The 15657-nt window shown below is 68.3% G+C and carries 13 protein-coding genes and 2 pseudogenes; 13 read left to right on the forward strand and 2 right to left on the reverse strand.

Going from position 1 to position 15657, the window contains the following annotated elements:
• The first annotated feature begins 48 nt into the window (after positions 1-48).
• The 5 genes from ACWIGU_RS42010 to ACWIGU_RS42030 all read left to right on the forward strand — a co-directional run bounded on the left by ACWIGU_RS42010 (position 49) and on the right by ACWIGU_RS42030 (position 7828).
• Positions 49-1386 carry an ABC transporter substrate-binding protein gene (locus ACWIGU_RS42010; protein ID WP_454407123.1) on the forward strand — a complete coding sequence of 446 codons (1338 nt, stop codon included), beginning with the start codon at positions 49-51 and terminating at the stop codon, positions 1384-1386.
• Positions 1386-2291, forward strand: a complete 906-nt coding sequence (locus ACWIGU_RS42015; protein ID WP_454407124.1) for a carbohydrate ABC transporter permease — start codon at positions 1386-1388, stop codon at positions 2289-2291. The genes ACWIGU_RS42010 and ACWIGU_RS42015 overlap by 1 nt, the downstream gene beginning before the upstream one ends.
• A 2-nt stretch (positions 2292-2293) precedes the next feature.
• Entirely contained in the window at positions 2294-3193 is a 900-nt protein-coding gene (locus ACWIGU_RS42020; RefSeq protein ID WP_454407125.1) for a carbohydrate ABC transporter permease, read from the forward strand.
• A 64-nt stretch (positions 3194-3257) separates the two neighbouring features.
• Complete coding sequence (locus ACWIGU_RS42025; protein ID WP_454407126.1) at positions 3258-5117, forward strand: hypothetical protein; 1860 nt, start codon at positions 3258-3260, stop codon at positions 5115-5117.
• A 53-nt stretch (positions 5118-5170) separates the two neighbouring features.
• Positions 5171-7828, forward strand: coding sequence for a family 78 glycoside hydrolase catalytic domain (locus tag ACWIGU_RS42030; protein ID WP_454407127.1), 2658 nt, complete (start codon positions 5171-5173; stop codon positions 7826-7828).
• 56 nt (positions 7829-7884) lie between these two features.
• Here ACWIGU_RS42030 and ACWIGU_RS42035 read toward each other — a convergent pair whose 3' ends face one another.
• A complete protein-coding gene (locus ACWIGU_RS42035; protein WP_454407128.1) occupies positions 7885-8184 on the reverse strand; it encodes a hypothetical protein in 300 nt (99 codons plus the stop codon).
• Here ACWIGU_RS42035 and ACWIGU_RS42040 point away from each other — a divergent pair.
• The 3 genes and pseudogenes from ACWIGU_RS42040 to ACWIGU_RS42050 form a co-directional block, all read left to right on the forward strand.
• Positions 8114-8593 (forward strand): annotated as a pseudogene (locus ACWIGU_RS42040) (glycoside hydrolase family 3 N-terminal domain-containing protein); the annotation flags it as partial. The gene ACWIGU_RS42035 and the pseudogene ACWIGU_RS42040 sit on opposite strands and share 71 nt — an antisense overlap.
• 85 nt (positions 8594-8678) lie before the next feature.
• Entirely contained in the window at positions 8679-8993 is a 315-nt protein-coding gene (locus ACWIGU_RS42045; protein ID WP_454407129.1) for a glycoside hydrolase family 3 N-terminal domain-containing protein, read from the forward strand.
• Between the two features lie 61 nt (positions 8994-9054).
• On the forward strand, positions 9055-9555 hold the full coding sequence (locus tag ACWIGU_RS42050; RefSeq protein ID WP_454407130.1) for a hypothetical protein: 501 nt from the start codon (positions 9055-9057) through the stop codon (positions 9553-9555).
• Positions 9556-9792: 237 nt separating this feature from the next.
• Here the strand turns inward: ACWIGU_RS42050 and ACWIGU_RS42055 are convergent.
• A pseudogene (locus tag ACWIGU_RS42055) lies at positions 9793-9984 on the reverse strand (hypothetical protein); the annotation flags it as partial.
• Between the two features lie 54 nt (positions 9985-10038).
• Between ACWIGU_RS42055 and ACWIGU_RS42060 the strand changes: the two are divergent.
• The 5 genes from ACWIGU_RS42060 (at position 10039) to ACWIGU_RS42080 (ending at position 15527) form a co-directional block, all read left to right on the forward strand.
• Positions 10039-10863 (forward strand): TnsA-like heteromeric transposase endonuclease subunit, encoded by an 825-nt coding sequence (locus ACWIGU_RS42060; RefSeq protein WP_454407131.1) that lies wholly within the window; start codon positions 10039-10041, stop codon positions 10861-10863.
• Positions 10860-13112, forward strand: a complete 2253-nt coding sequence (locus tag ACWIGU_RS42065; protein WP_454407132.1) for a transposase — start codon at positions 10860-10862, stop codon at positions 13110-13112. The genes ACWIGU_RS42060 and ACWIGU_RS42065 overlap by 4 nt, the downstream gene beginning before the upstream one ends.
• Entirely contained in the window at positions 13109-13660 is a 552-nt protein-coding gene (locus ACWIGU_RS42070) for a hypothetical protein (RefSeq protein WP_454407133.1), read from the forward strand. The genes ACWIGU_RS42065 and ACWIGU_RS42070 overlap by 4 nt, the downstream gene beginning before the upstream one ends.
• Before the next feature lie 74 nt (positions 13661-13734).
• Positions 13735-14361, forward strand: coding sequence for a hypothetical protein (locus tag ACWIGU_RS42075; protein ID WP_454407134.1), 627 nt, complete (start codon positions 13735-13737; stop codon positions 14359-14361).
• Complete coding sequence (locus ACWIGU_RS42080) at positions 14358-15527, forward strand: TniQ family protein (RefSeq protein WP_454407136.1); 1170 nt, start codon at positions 14358-14360, stop codon at positions 15525-15527. The genes ACWIGU_RS42075 and ACWIGU_RS42080 overlap by 4 nt, the downstream gene beginning before the upstream one ends.
• Positions 15528-15657 lie beyond the last annotated feature (130 nt).

Consider the following 15657-nt stretch of genomic DNA (forward strand, 5'->3'; position numbering starts at 1 on the left):
GTTCTTCGCGCGACGTCTTCGCCACTCACTCAAAGGGACAGACCCAAGATGACGCGATTCCACACGGCGGGCCCGACGCGGCCGACCATTTCCACCGGACCTTCCCGGCGCGGCCTCCTGCTGGGGGCGCTCGGTGCCGGTCTCGCCACCACCTCGCTGGCGGCCTGCGGTTCAGGCGACTCGGACGGCTCCGGCGGCGGCAAGGAGATCGTGTTCATGAACCAGTCGCGTGGTCAGGCCGCGACGTTGAAGAAGCTGGCCAAGCAGTACACGAAGCAGACCGGTGTGAAGATCAGGATCGACGATGTCGGTCCCGCCGACTTCCTGACCAAGCTCCAGTCGAGCTCGCAGTCCCGGAACATGCCGGACATGTTCTCGGTGGTCGACGGGCACTCCATGGCGCCCTACTACAAGGCCGGCTGGGCCATGGATCTGACCGACCAGCTGAAGGGCGGTTGGGGCGACAGCTTCCGCCCCGCCACGCTCAAGACGACGACGTTCGGGGCGGACAACCCGCAGGGTGTGAAGCCGGGCGTCTACAGCGCGCACTGGGAGACCCCGGCTCTGGGAGTCTTCGTCAACGCCGCGATGTACAAGGCTGTCGACCTTGACCCGGACCAGGCGCCCGCCTCCATGAGCGAGTTCATCGAGCAGATGCGCAAGATCAAGAAGTCGGGCAAGGGCCCCTTCTGGTTCGCGACGAGCCTGTCCAACCAGGTGATCCAGTCGTACGCGTCCAACTACATGTCCGACGAGGAGTTGAACGCCACCTTCGTCGGCAAGAACAGCTGGAAGAGCGAGGGCTGGCGCAAGACCCTGCAGCTCGTGGCCGACCTGCGGGACGCCGGCGTGATCTACAACGGGTCGATTCCGAGCGGCAACACCGACAACCCCACCGTGGAGAAGGCGTTCTTCAACACCCAGGGCGTCTCCGCGATCTTCGACGGCACCTCGGCCGTCGGCGTGGCCCGTGCCACCGCCCCGGACTTCACCGACTTCCGCTCCTTCCCGCTGCCCAAGGCCGACGACGCCACCCAGACCCCGCGCTTGGTCGGCGGCGCCGCCAAGGGCGCCGCGGTCAACCCGCGCAGCAAGAAGGCCGCCGAGGCACTGAAGTTCCTCAAGTGGCTGACTGCCGCTCAGCAGCAGCAGACCTGGGCCGAGGGGGTGCCGCTGATCCCCTCCGCGCGCGCCGTGTCCAACAAGACCATCCCCGAACAGCTAGCGGGCATCACTGCGAAGATCTCCGACTTCCAGCTCGTCCAGAACCAGATTATGGAGCAGGTGAACACCGCCCTGCAGAAGGGCACTCAGGCACTCGTGCTCAAGGAGCGCTCGGTCGACCAGGTCCTCGGCGACCTCGAAGCCGCGCAGAAGAGCGCGTAATGCGCAGCCGCAATCGGATGCTGGCGGCCTGGCTCTTCCTGGCGCCGGCACTGGCCGTGATCGGCCTGTTCACCGTGGTCCCGTTCGTGCAGGGCATCCTGCTGAGCTTCCAGTCCTGGGACGGGGTGAGCCTGGACTCGCCGTTCGTCGGGCTCGACAACTACCGCTACGTGCTGGACGACACCCAGTTCTGGGGCTCGATGAAGAACGCCGTCCTGTACGGCGTGGTCGGCCTGATCGTCGCCAACGCGGTGTCGATGGTGATGGCCCTTGCCGTGCACCGGGCCCGCCGCGGGTCGGCGTTCTTCCGCACCGTCTTCTACCTGCCTGGCGTGTTCTCCACGGTGGTGGTGGGCGTGATGTTCTCGTGGTTCCTCGACCCGAACATCGGGATCGTCAACCAGATGCTCAAGACGGTCGGCCTCGAAGGTCTGCAGCACAACTGGCTGGGCGATCCGAAGACGGCTGTGATCGCGGTCGCCGCCGTGTTCGTCTGGTACCACTGGGGCTTCGGCTTCATCCTCTTCTTGGCCGGCCGACAGGACGTGCCCAAGGAACTGTACGAGGCCTCGTCACTGGACGGCGCCCGAGGCTGGTCCCAGTTCCGCTACGTCACCTGGCCCGGGATGTCCCACGTCACCGGCATCGTCAGCGTGCTGACCCTGCTCAGCGGCCTGCAGATCTTCGGCACCGTCCAGGTGCTGACCAACGGCGGCCCCGCGGGCCACACCGAGGTCCCCACCCTGCACATCTACCAACAGGCCTTCCAGTACAGCGAGTACGGCCGTGCGGCAGCGATGTCCGTCATCTTCGGGCTGTGCCTGGTCGCCCTGGCCTGTGTCCAGCTGTGGGTCTCCCGCCGGCTCGGCGGAAGCGCCGACTCCCGGACGGAGAAGGGACGTTGACGATGAACACGCTTCTCGACCCCGCACGGGAGTCCGATACGCCGTCGATGCCGGAACCGCCATCGTCGAAGGCGAAACGCCGCGTCGGCCGTCTGCCGCGCATAGCCCTGTACGCACTGCTGATCGCGGGAGCGCTCGAGGCTCTTGTGCCGGTGCTCTGGGTGCTCAGCGGCTCCTTGCAGAGCGGCAAGCAGCTGTACAAGGGCACCGACTTCATTCCCCGCCCCTTCGAATGGGGCAACTTCGCCACTGCCTGGAACGAAGGAGGCTTCAGCCAGTACCTGCCCAACAGCCTCCTCTACACCACGGCCGCGGTCCTCGGGATCCTGGTCATCGCGAGCCTCGCCGGATACGCCCTCGCCCGCATCGAGTTCCCCGGCCGGGGCGCCATCGTGGGCGCGATCCTCGTCATCATGATCATCCCGCTGCCGGCGTCGTTCATCGCCCAGTACAAGCTGCTGATCACGCTCGGGCTCGCCAACACCCGTATGGGCTACATCCTCGTTCTCATCGCGGGCGGGCTGCCGATCTCCATCCTGATCATGCGCGGGTTCTTCGCCAGCCAGCCCAAGGAACTGGAAGAGGCTGCCGCCATCGACGGCGCCAACCTGTTCACCACCTTCTGGCGGATCATCCTGCCGCTGGCCAGGCCCGGGCTGATCGCGGTGGCCGTCATCCAGGCCATGGGCGTCTGGAACGAGTACCTCATGGGCCTGGTGCTGTTCAACGACAGCTCGCTCATGCCCGTACAACGCGGACTCACCAACTTCATGTCCGCGGACACCCCGCAACAACAGATCCTGCTCGCCGCGTCGCTCATCGCGGTACTGCCGATCGTCGTCTTCTATGCGATCGCGCAGCGCCACATCATCAGCGGCCTCTCGGCGGGAGCGCTCAAGTGACCACGTCTCAAGTGACCACGCAACGACCAGTGAGGAAGCTGCCGAGATCATGAGAGTTCGGAGTGTGCGTTCCACCCTCCTCAGAGGAAGCGCGGCCGCCGTACTGGCGCTCGCAGCGGCCCTGCCCAGCGCCCAGGTGTCCACGGCCGTGGACACGTCGGGCACCACTCAACCGCGAGTCAATATAAGTGAGTTGCCGGTGCCGCCGACCGTCCCGCAAGACGGCGTCTGCACCCACCCCACCGGCTGCGTCTCGGCCGACTGGAGCGGCATCGGGACCCCGGGCCCCGCCAGGAGCTCGAAGTACGTGTTCCTCGGCCTCACCTATGCCGGAGCACCGGAGTTCGGCCCGGCGAGCGTCTACAGCGGCAACCAGGTCCTGGCGGTCCGCACCGACGGCAGCACCTTCCCGAACGGTGAGGCGTGGAAGTGCGTCACCTGCGGGGTGGCCTACGGGTCTGAGATCGAGACGAGCCAGTTCGTCTACCCGCCCGCGAACGAGCTGCCCGACCGCAAGCGCGTCCTGGTGGGCAACGGCATCCTGTCGTGCGGCGCGAACGGTACCGAGTACGCGGTCACCGACCCGCGCTGCACCCCCGCCAACACCAAGATCACCCCCATCTACTGGAACGACAGGCCGCTCTTCAAGGCCGACAGCTCCGGCATCAACAACGGCCGGGAATGGCGACTGAGCAACGACGGCGTGCATTTGGTGTGGGACGTCCTCGACTATCGGGCACTCACGGAGACCGGGTACGTCGGCCGGATCAGCTACGACAAGGAGAAGGGCCGCTACGAACTGGTGGGCGTCTCGGCCCTCGCCAACCCCTCGGCCGCGTACCAGCCCCTGGTCGTCGAGAAGGGCAACCAACTGCGCTTCAACCAGGCCGGAATGATCGGCGAACCGCGCGGCTTCACCGCCGACGGGCAGGGCATCCTCGGCATCCAGAGCGCGAACTCCGACAGCATGGACGCCTGGGCCACCGACCTGGCCACCGGCGCCTCCCAGCCCATCACCCGGAACGCCCAGTACACCGACCCGATGGCGGCATCGCCCAACGGCAAGTGGCTGCTCGCCGAAGAGGTCAAGGGCTCAGGCCGCCTCGACTTCATCTCCGGCATGCCGGGCATCCCGGCACTCACTGCGCACGGAGGCACCGCCCCGTACATCGCGGGGATCCGCAACGAGGGCAACCGCCGCTACTTCTCGCCCTGGCTCGTTGACCCGAAGACCGGCGACGGATTCGAGATCAATGCCGGGTCCGACCGGAACTGGAATATGGCTGCCGACCCGGCCTGGCTTGCCGACAGCACCGCAGTCGTCTACACCGAGAACCTGGCCTGCGGCGCCAACCCGACCCCGCACCGCTGTGCCGACTCGACCGAACCCGGCGGCCGCAACAGCCGCCTGATGATCGCCCGCTTCCCTGACTTCAAGCCCACCGCGCCCGTGACGCCCGCACCGGTGTCCGACAAGACCTGGGGCACACCCTACGACCCGGACAATCCTCCGGCAGCGGCGAAGGCGATCCCGGCCGGCACGTACACGATGCAGGGCAAGGCCCAGGGCACGGCCACCGTACAGATCACCAACAACAGCACCGTCACCCAGCCGCTGAGCGTCGCTGTCGCCTACAGCAACTACAGCGACGACGGCACGAACATCATCAACGGCACGGAGAAGGTCGAGCGGAAGGCCAACACGGCGCTCGGCTGCACACCGGGCACGGCCTCGGAGTTCGCCTGCCTCACCTGGACCGAGGACCTGAAGCTGTCCGGCAAGCACACCGGAACCAAGCAGACCGGCTCCGACGGGTTCACCCTCGGCCCGTCCGTGATGCTCGGCAACGACTTCCAAGCGGTCGGCACGCTCACCACGACCATCGACGGCACCACGTACGCACAGCCGGCCAACGGCCACTGAACCAGGCGGATCCCCAGCGGATCCAGATCCGGACACCGGAGGAAACGAACCGGATGACGCACAACACCCCTGAAATCTCTTACGAGTTGGCGATCGACAGCGGCGGCGACCGGTTTCCGGTGTCCGGCAGCCGCCCTCGCCTCTCCTGGAAGCCGCCGTGGAACACCGCGGCGGCGGGCGAAGAGTACGAACTGCAGATCCACGTCGACGGGCAGCCGCAGCAACACGCCCTCGTCGTCGGCCACTTGCTCGTCGACTGGCCGGTGCGTGCGCTGCGCAGCGGCGAGCGGGTGCGCTGGCGCGTGCGACCCCGCGCCGCGACGCAGCCCTCGGCGTGGAGTTCCTGGCATGCCTTCGAGGTGGGACTGCTCGACGGCGACTGGACGGCCTCCTGGATCACCCCGGCCGACGATCAGCGGGCCTCCCGACTCCCGCCCGGAACGCGGCCCGCGCACACCCTGAGCGCCGCGTTCGACACCTCCGAGGTGGTGCGAGCGCGCCTGTACTCCACGGCTCTCGGGGTGTACGAGGCGTTCGTGAACGGCGAGCGCGTGGGCACCGTCGAACTCGCGCCCGGCTCGACCTCGTACGACCGCACCCTGTACGCGCAGGCGGCCGACGTCACCTCGTCCGTCTGCCCCGGCGTCAACACCATCGAGATCGTGCTCTCCGACGGCTGGTACCGCGGCCAGGTCGGCGCCTTCCGTAAACCGGCCGGATGGGGAGAACTGCTCGCTGCCCGCGCAGAGCTGCATCTTGAACTCGCCGACGGAACCCGCGAGGTGATCCGCACCGACGAGCGCTGGACCTCCGCTCCCTGCCCTGTCACCCGCGCCGACCTGATGGACGGCCAGATCACCGATTTCCTCGCCCCGGTCGCCGAGCGACGGCCCGTCCTTGTCGGCGCCGTGACCGCACCCCCGATCGACTGGTCGCCGGCGCCGCCTGTACGCCGCATCGAGGACCGCCCCGCCGTCTCGCTCACCCGGCTGCAGAGCGGGGCCTGGGTCGCCGACTTCGGCCAGAACGCCTCCGGTTGGCTCACCCTCACCGACCTCGGCCCGGCCGGTGCCCGCACCGTGATCGACTACGGCGAGCACGTCGACCCCACGACCGGCGACCTGACCACCACCCACCTCGACTGTCAGCGTCCCGGCGACCCGGTGACCGTCTTCGTCCAGCACGACGAGGTCGTCTCCTCCGGCGCCGAAGGCGAGGTCTTCGAGCCCCGGCACACCGTGCACGGATTCCGCTACGCCCGCCTGGAGCGCGGCGACGCACCCCTGAAGACGTCGAGCCTCACCATGCGGGTCGTCCACACGGACCTGCGCTCCACCGGCACCTTCGCCTGCGGCAACGAGGACCTCAACCGCCTGTACGACGTGGCCCGTTGGAGCTTCCGGGGCAACGCCGTCGACGTTCCCACCGACTGCCCGACCCGCGAACGCATCGGCTGGACCGGCGACTACCAGGTCTTCGCGCCCACCGCCGCACGCCTCTACGACATCCACGGCTTCAGCCGCAAGTGGCTGCGCTCGGTCCGCGACGACCAGCTCGACGACGGACGCATCGCCAACTTCTCGCCCGACGGGCGGCGCAGCAAGCTCCGCACCGACCAGCGTCTCGACAGCATGACGGGATCCGCCGGCTGGGGCGACGCCATCGTCCTCGTACCGTGGCTCCTGTACGAGACGTACGGCGACCGCCGGGGCCTCGACGAGAACTGGGACGCGATGGTCCGCTGGGTCGAATGGGCCCTGGCCACCGCCCGCACGGCACGGCATCCCTCCCGCGTGGCCAGGTCCGCGGAACCCCTGCCGCACGAGGAGTTCATCTGGGACGGCTCCTTCCACTGGGGGGAGTGGTGCGAGCCGAAGCGCCGCGCCGCCGACGGTTCGATCGTCGAACCGGAACAGGACTGGACGGCGACCGACAAGGGCGAGGTGGGCACCGCCTTCCTGTACCGCTCCACCGCCACCCTGGCCGAGGTCGCCGGGGTTCTGGGCCGTGAGGACGCGGCCGCCCGGTACGCACGCCTCGCGGAACGGATCAAGGAGGCCTGGCGTACGGAGTTCCTCGACGACACCGGCCGCACCACGGTCGACACCCAGGCGAGCTACGTCCGTACACTGTCGCTCGACCTCGCCGCCGAGAAGCTGCGCGACGCGGTCGTCGGGCGCCTGGTCGACCTGATCCGCGAGGCCGGAACCCACCTGGGCACCGGCTTCCTCTCCACCGCCGACCTGCTGCCCGCCCTCGCCGACAACGGTCACGCCGACCTGGCGTACGAAGTGCTGCTCCAGCGCACCTCGCCGTCCTGGCTCGGCATGCTCGACCGCGGCGCCACCACCATCTGGGAGGAGTGGGACGGCGTCGACGAGCACGGCGACGCGCACGAATCGCTCAACCACTACAGCAAGGGCGCCGTCATCCACTTCCTGCACACCCACACCCTTGGGCTGCGTCAGGCCGAAGGGTCCGTGGCCTGGGAGCGGTTCGTCGTCGCGCCCGTACCGCACGGGTCGGTCGGCTGGGCGCGCGGCACCTTCGACAGCCCGCGCGGCACCATCGCCGTCGAATGGCACATCCAGGACGGGGAGTTGGACCTCACCGTCGAGGTCCCGCCCACGTCCACCGCCACCGTCGTCCTGCCCGACGGTGAGGAACTGACGGTCGGCCCGGGCCGCAGCGCCTGGCGCACCATCCTCTGAACCATGGAGCACACATGTCTGTCCTGCACAGCGATGACTCGGTCGGGAAGCTGGTGTTACGGCTGACGCTGGAGCAGAAGATCGCCCAGCTGACGGGCCTGAGCGTCATGCACCTGACCGACCGTAAGAAGCTCATACCGGAAGAGAAGGGGCCCGAGACCGATCCGGCCAAGCTGGCCGAGCTGCGGCCGCACGGCGTGGGCCACCTCGCGATGGCGTGGTTCCTCGGCCACGACGCGGACAGTCTGAGATCGGCTGTCGCTGCAGTGCGAGGCGGTACGGGAGGTGTCGCCGTTCGGGATCGGTGCGTTGATCCACAACGAGGCCGTCAACGGATTCATGCCCGCCTGCGTCACGCAGTTTCCGACAGGCTGGGCCCAGGCCGCGACCTGGCATCCGGACCTCGTGCGACGCGCGGCCGCCGTGAGCGCGGCCCATCTGCGCGACGCGGGAATGCAGTTGGCCCTCTCGCCCCTGATGGATCTCGCACGCGATCCCGGCTGGGGCCGCGTGCACGAGTTCTACAGGGAGGACCCGGAGCTGGTCGCGCGCTTCGCGGTCGCCTTCGTCACCGGCATGCAGGGAGCCGACGACGAGACCGGTGTCCTGGCCACGGGCAAGCACTTCCTCGGGTACGGCACCTCAGAAGGCGGGCTGAACAAGGCCGTCACTCAGCTGGGCCGACGCGCGCTCGTCGACGAGTACGCCCTCCCGTTCCGGCGCGCCATCAGCGAGGCTGGCCTCGACGTGGTCATGAACTCCTACAACGAGATCGACGGCATCCCGGCCATCGCGGACCGCTGGCTCTTCAGCGACCTGCTGCGCGGCGCTCGGCTTCGGCGGGCTCGTGGTGAGCGACTACGACGCCCTGCCCATGCTGGTCCAGGACTTCCACACCGCCACCACGCCCGGGCAGGCCGCCGTCCAGTCGCTGACGGCGGGCATCGACGTGGTCCTTCCGCACGGAAAGATCTACGAGCAACTCGGCACCGAGGTGGAGTCCGGGCGCCTCGACGAGAAGGTCGTCGACCAGGCCGTGCACCGCGTCCTGCGGGCCAAGGCGCGCGTCGGACTCATCCCGAGCTTCGGCCCGCGCCGTCCCCGACGGCAGCCGCGGATTCGAAGCCGGCGACATCACCGTCCAGGGCGCCTTCGCAGCCGATGACGTCAGGTGCCACGAGACGGTCCCAGCGCCCGCCGCGATCCACCCTTGAGAAGACCACTCCATGCTGAAACCCCGCTCCACCGCCACCCGCGAACTGGTGAACCTCGACGGCCTGTGGAAGTTCGCCACCGCGGCGGGCGCAGGCGACCAGCCGTGGACCGGCCCCCTCGGCACCCCGCTCGAAGCCCCTGTGCCGGCCAGCTACAACGACCTGTTCACCGACAGCGCCATCCGCGACCACGTCGGCTGGGTCTGGTACCAGCGCACCGTGCGCGTGCCGCGCGGCTGGGCCGATGAGCGGGTCATCCTGCGCGTCGAGGCCGCCACACACCAGGGTTTTGGCGGTCGCGGGCCCGATACCGGGGAGCGCGGCAAGCGGTCGCGGCCGCAGGAACGCGGCCACCGACGCGTCGTCGTCCGCGCTGACGGTGATGTGACCGAACGGGGTGGCGGCTGCGGCCATGGCGGCGATGAGCGAACTGGGGCCGCCGGCCACGGTGGCGCGCACGCCGAACAGGGCGATCGTTCTCAGCCGCAGGAGCTGGGCCAGTTCGTGGGGTGAGCGGTCGAACAGTCTCAGCGCGCCGGTGATGTCCAGGTCGACGCTGTGATCTTGAGGGTAGGGCTGATGCGCCGGCGTGATGTCTTCGACGAGTAGGAGGAGTTGCTCGAACATCAGGTCCGGGTCCTGGAAGTGGTGGAGATGGAAATGGACTCGCAGGACCTGGCGGGGGCGGCGGCCGCGACGTGCTGGTGCCCGCTCCCCCCTCGCGCAGGGCCTTGGGCGCCGGCACGGTGCTCATCCTGCGGATCCGGGGGAGCGGTGGCCCAGGCGGCGCAGGTCTGCGGAGCGGGTCCCTGCGGGCTGGAGATCGGCCCAGGGGTGCAGTTCCGAGCCCGCGGTTCCGTCGCTGAGAGTTCGAGTGGCCGCGGGAGTGGGGGAGGTGTCCGGTTGGGCCGGCGTCGCGGCTGGCGTGGTGCGGCCGAACATGCGGACCTACCGCGCCTTCTGTGCTGCTGTGCTGGTGTGGTGACACACGGAAGGATGGGCATTCGTTCGCACGTCTGCACGCTGGACCATCTGGCCCTCGCGTACGAGATCCGCCATGCCGTACGTCGGCGGTTAGCGGTGGGCGGCACCTGGCTCCGCCGGTGGTCGGGGGATGAGGTGACCTGGCCGCTCCGCGATTTGGCGGCGGTGCCGTTGCTGTCGTCTCAACCGGTTCGGCGGTTCACCTGGAGGGCGCGCCAGCGGCATCGGCCGGGGCTCCTGTACATGGTGTCCACCGACCGTCATCACGGGTTCGAGTCTCTGGAGGAGGCCCGGCTGCTGCTCGCGTTGGACTTCGTGACGGTGGCCGAGGTTCTTCCGCAGCCGTTCCGGCTCGGCTTTGAACATGCGAATGGGCGGGCGGAACACACGCCGGACTTCCTGGCTGTCATGCCGGACGGTGGCCGGTGGCTGCTCGACGTTCGTCCGTGGCGCCTGGTCAAGGAGAGCGATGAGCTGAAGTTCGCCGCTGCCCAGGAGCTGGCTGCGGCGACTGGGTGGCGCTACGCCGTGGTGTCGGGATGGGCGCCTCACGTCCATAGCGTGCTGGACCAGCTGTCGGCTCAGCGTCGTCCGCTCCAGGATCCGCTCGAGCTGCAGCACGAATTGGAATCGGCAGCGGGTGCCGGGCCGATCGAGTTCGGGCGACTGGTGGAAGCGACGTCGCTGCCGGCGGTGGCCCGGGCTCACGCTCTGCACATGCTCTGGCATCGCCGTCTGAGTGTGGAGCTCGGCCTCCCGTTGAGGGACGCGTCCGTGGTCTGGCCTGCTTGGGAGAGCGGAGGCAGCCCGGTGAGGGAGACGGGAGTGGACGGATGACGCCTCTGCTGGATCTTGCTCCGGGTGTGAGACTGCGGCTTCACGGGGTTCATTGGACTGTCGAGGAGATCACGCCTCAGCGTGGCGAGGTCGTTCTCCACTGCGCAGAGGGACGCAGTGAGGTCCGGTCGATTCGCTGGCTCATGCACCACCCGGACTGTCGGCCCGTGACGCCGACACAACCTGGTGCCCCGGGAGAGACTCTTCGTCAGCCGACCACGGCCATGGACCTGACCGAGGACCAGTTGAAGCGGGCCCGTTTACGGGCCGCCCACGTGCTGGAGGCTGAGACCGGCTTCCGGTCCGGTCATGCGACCCGGGCCTTGCCAGGTGAACCGCGGCCGACCTACGATCCGGAGCGGACCACGGTGAGCGAGCGCCGCCGGACCAAGGCGGCAGAGCTGGCCGAGCTCGGAGCGGAGGAGGCCGCAATGCTCGGCCTCGCGAACATGAGCCTGCGCACGCTGGAGCGACTGGCAGCACGCAGCACCGACGACTTGGTCGTGGCCTGCGCGGACGGGCGCTGGACGCGGAAGAGCGGAGGGCGTCCGAGCATCACCGAGGAGATCCGGGAGGCCATCTTCGCGGTGCGGCAGGAGTGTCTGGAGCGTTCGCGGATCAGCATGCGAGCCCGACACCGGCTCGTGCACCAGTACGTCCGTGAGACCTTCCCCGACTTTCCCCCCGAGAAGATCCCCAGCTACTTCACCCTGCGCAACGTCTGGCCGGAGTGGTTCGGGCCCGGCGGGGCCCGCCAGCGCTACGTCCGCTCGGCGGAGGCCGCAAAGGTCGCTTCGCAACGGGTGGTCGTACACAGGCCGGGGCAGGTGGTCGCGCTGGACACCACGCCGCTGCCCGTCAAGGTCCGTGAGTTGGTGTTCGGAGAGCCAGTGACCGTGATGCTCACTCTGGCCCTGGACCTCTACACGCACTCGATCGTCGCGTTCCGGCTGACGATGGTGTCGGACACGTCGGTCGACGTCGCGATGCTGCTGCGGGACGTGATGATGCCGCTCCCGATGCGCGAGGGCTGGGGCGAGGAAATGGAGTGGCCCTACCCGGGCGTCCCGGCCGCCGTTGTCGCCCAGTTTGCGGGGCATAAGGTCGCTGCGCTGCCGTTCTTCCCGCCGGAGACGGTGACCACTGACCACGGCGGGCCCTACAAGAACCACGAGGTGGTGGAAGCCGAGCGGACTCTGGGCTGCACGATCCTGCCGGCGCGGGCTCTGCGGCCGACCGACAAGTCCGCCGTCGAGTGGGCCTTCGGCGCGATCAACACCCTGCTCCTGGAGCACCTGCTCGGCTATACGGGTACCGACGTCGCCGACCGCGGCGCGGACCCGGAAGCAGACGCGGCGCTGACCATCGCGCAGATGGAACACCTACTCGCGACCTGGATGGTGAAGGTGTGGCAGAACCGCGTGCTGGGGGAGTATGCGCCCGCATGGGGCCCAGGTGAGGAACACAGCCCGAACTCGCTGTTCGCCGCGTCGATGCACCAGGGCGGGATCGCCCTGCAGATCCCCAAACCGGAGCTCTACTACAAGCTGCTCCGTAAGCACTACGTGAAAATCCACCCAGCTCGCGGCGTGAAGATTCTCGGCCTCTGGTACCACGCCGAGGTCCTCGACGAGCCGCGTCACCAGCAGCCCTCCGCCCGCGGTGGACGGCACAAGGGCAAGTGGGTGGTCCACAGTGACCGCCGTGACCGCCGCACCGTGTTCTTCCAGGACGCAGCCGATCACGACCAATGGCACGTCCTGCGCTGGACCGGTCTCCCGCCAGAGGGTGAGGTCCCTGCGTTCTCCGACCGCACCGTCGAAGAACTCTTTGCAGAAGTCAGGCGGCAACGCCTCGCGCCCAAGGCAGAGGCCGAACTCCTCCCAGTCCTCCTGGACTTGCTGGGGTCCGTGACTCCAGTGAAGGAATGGCGGACTCAGCAAGACAAGAAGCGCGAGCGCACCCGGCGCGCTCGGCAGGCCCACCAGGCTCGATCCGCCAGCAGTGACCGGCCTGCCGCATCCGCGCATGACGGAGACGGGACAGTTCTGAGCTGGCCGGAGCAGGCCCGCAATGTCAGCGACGCCGTGGACAGCGACCGGCGGCGCCGGCGCGAGGAAGCCGTACGGGACCGGCCCGGCCCCGTACCCCCGCCGCGGCTGGGTGACTCCTTGCGACGCCGGGCCCTGTTCCTGCTTCCCGCTGACGAGGACGCAGACCTTGCTGGCCAGCCGAAGGAGAACACGTGAGTCATGACCTGGATCCCGGCAGCCTTGCCCAGTTGATCAAGCCGTCCCCACGGCGGGACACCTACGCCGGTTGGCAGCAATGGCGCACGAGCCGAGGCCGGTTCACTCCCGCTCCCCAGCTCACGTTCCAGCAATGGCGAGCGCTGAGCCCGCGGGACCGATCGCTCTATGACCTGCACCGCACCGCGACGCACGTGAACCTGCCGCTGCAGGAGACGCCGATGTCGCTGAAGGTCTCCCGCCTGGTCAACCGGCGCATCCGCAACAACGCGCTCAAGGCCCGCCCTTCGGCCCGGGCTGGTGTGATGGTCACCGGCTGGGGTTACCAAGGAAAGACGGAAACGGTCTGTGAAGTGGCCGCAGCATTTGAGGACGCCTGGCTCGCCGTGCACAGCCACGCCCACCCACGGGCTGTGGACGGCACGCGTGACCTGCACGCACCTGTCGCCTACGCACAGACTCCCGTCACCGCGAAGCCAAAAAGCACCTGCCAGGCGGTGCTGGTTTCTTCGGAGCAGAAACTAAACGCCTCACGCTGCCACAGCTGATCCGGCAGGTCGCTGACTCCCTCGACGACCACGGCACCAAGGCCCTCATCCTCGACGACATCACCCGGCTGCGCATGCACCGGGCCGACGACCAGGACACACTCGACCTGATCCGCGCCTTCATGAGCATGAACGTCACCCTGGTCCTGGTGGGCGTCGACATTCTGGGCTCAGGCCTTCTGCGCCAAGGCCACTGGGACGAGAAGACCCGTCAGTGGGTACTGCCCTCCTCGCAGCACGCGCGCGTCCATGGCTTGGAGGCAACCCAGACTGAACGCCGCTTCGACCTGGTCGAACTCGACCGGTTCCGCTACTCCAGCCCAGCCCAGATCACTGCCTTCCGTGATCACCTGGCAGGATTGCAGGCCAACCTGCGCCTCTTGAAAGCCCCGCCGGGCATGCTCACCGGCGGCGCGATGCCCGAATACCTCATGCGCCGGACCGACGGAGTCCTCGGCCTGCTCGAACGACTCATCGAGGACGGCTGTCAGGAAGCCATGGACAGCGGTAAGGAACTGCTGGACGAAGCGCTTCTCGACGACATCGTCCTCAGCCTCGACGACCCCGATCGCGACCCCCAAGCCGGCGAAGTCCCTGACATCCCCGGCTCGTCCCGTCCGGCTCCGGCCAAAGGCCGAGCCTCCGGCCGCCGCCGGAACACGGTCTTCGACGACCACGGACCCGCCCACGCGGGCGGTTGATCGCCATCCACCACATCCCGGACCCACTTCCCCGCACGCTGTCGCCCCTGTCCGGCGAGGGGTTGCCCGGCCCGCTGCTGCGGCTCTCCCACCGCCTGGACCTGTCGCCCTCCCACCTCATCGAGCGAACGGGCATCCAGAAGAGCGACGCCACCTACATTCCCGGCAGGCTGCTGGTGACCCTCGACGACCGGCTCGAAGCCTTCGCGCACGCCACACGCCTCTCCACCGCCGAAGCATCCCGGCTCGTGTTGGCAACCCACGCCGACCGCTACCCACCCATCAGCGAGTCCCTGAAAGTCGCACCCGGCAAGAAGTCCAGCCGTACCCCGATCGACGCCTGGGTTTTCTCGACCTTCACCCGCTACTGCCCTGCGTGCCTGGCCGGGGACGGCTCCGTCATCCAGCGGCGTCACGGCGGGCCCTGGAAAGCCGAATGGCGACTGGCCGTCATCTTCACCTGCCCCACCCACTCCACCTTCCTGCGCCATACCTGCCCCTCCTGCTCCAGGTCGGCGCACGTATTCGACAACGTCGGCTGCAAACTGCTGCCGCTGATGAGGCTCAGCGGCCTCCACCCGGCCCAATGCCGAAACCCCAAGAAGGAACCAACCCCCAATCGGCTCACCCTGTGCGGGGCCCGGCTCGATACCGCATTACTCCCCAACCAGCCCCTTCCGCCCGCCTTGTTGAGGCTTCAAGACCGGATCCGCGAGCAACTCGAAGAGACCTCCGATGCCAGCGCTGCACGCCGCTACTTCACAGAGCTACGAGCCCTGTCCGTACTTCTTGCAGCCAGCTGGCCGCAGGGCCGAGAGTTCACGACGAGCGCGACCACCGAGAGCATGGCTCACTACATCGAAGATCGACGAAGACAGACCGCAGCACGGCTCGATCACCGCGGCCAGCGGGCATCATCCCTGAACTGGGACCACCCGCCTCCCTCGGCAGCCGCTACCGCCGCGCTGCTGCACGCCGCGGATCAAGTGCTCGCACTCGGACGGACCGACTTCCGCAACACGCTACGAGGGTTGGCCGCGGCCGTGCCAGAGAAGGATTCCGGGCAATGGGGTCACGTGTGGCGCCACGTTGAGCGACACGGCTCGGCGGAGATTCGCCGCGAGATCAGTGGGGCGTTCGAACAACGTCGACGGTTGCGGAGCTGAGGCTCGCGTCCGCGGAACCCCGCCCCATCTGTGCCCTGCCCTGGCGGTTCCTGGTGATCAGAGCCTGTGCCAAAGGACTGGAGGAGTGCTCGCTGGCGAGCTGAACCGCTCAGTCACAACAGCACAGACC

This window comes from Streptomyces sp. NPDC055400, from assembly GCF_053644375.1.